Source organism: Microvirga pakistanensis, from assembly GCF_004458765.1.
GTDB classification, from domain to species: domain Bacteria; phylum Pseudomonadota; class Alphaproteobacteria; order Rhizobiales; family Beijerinckiaceae; genus Microvirga; species Microvirga pakistanensis.
This window is the reverse complement of the sequence record NZ_SPJX01000698.1, coordinates 1-526: the sequence shown is the minus strand read 5'-3', so window position 1 is coordinate 526 and position 526 is coordinate 1. Positions and strand designations below refer to the sequence as shown.

Annotated in this window: 1 protein-coding gene; it reads right to left on the bottom strand. The window is 71.9% G+C overall.

The window, feature by feature from the left end:
- The coding region (locus E4K09_RS26785) for a FecR domain-containing protein (RefSeq protein WP_166802536.1) at window positions 1-526 on the bottom strand (526 nt) is incomplete at both ends.

Genomic DNA, 526 nt, shown 5'->3' with positions numbered 1-526 from the left:
CGCAGGCTCATGTAGAACAGCATCTGCTCCCGGTCGTTCGGGCTCACGAGCACGAATTTGGTCGGCGCCTGCCCGATGGCGGCCACCGCGCCCTCGCCCTGACGCACCGTCACGGCGCCCTGCGCATTGCGCAGCTCCACCACCCCTTCGAGCACCATGAGGGAGGTGCGGCCGCCCTCGACCGACAGGGACCAGTCGGTGCCGCGGATGGCGGCCACGGCCGCAGGCGTCTTCACGTCGACCCCGGTGCCGCCGCGGGCGGCGCGCGCCCAGAGCGTGCCGGCGTCGAGATTGAGAGCGGTCGTGCCGCTGGAAGCGCCCGCCAGGCCGCTCACCGTCAGGGTGGAGTTGCGGCCGACCCGGATCTGGGTCTGGTCGGCAAACAGGATCGCGAGATTGCCGATGGCGTTCGTGCGCAGGGTATCGCCGCCGATGACGCTCTGCTGCACCTGAGCCGCCCGCCAGAGGTCCTCGCGCACGAAGCGCATCTCCTCGCCGCCCTTGGCCGCCACGATCGCGCCCACGG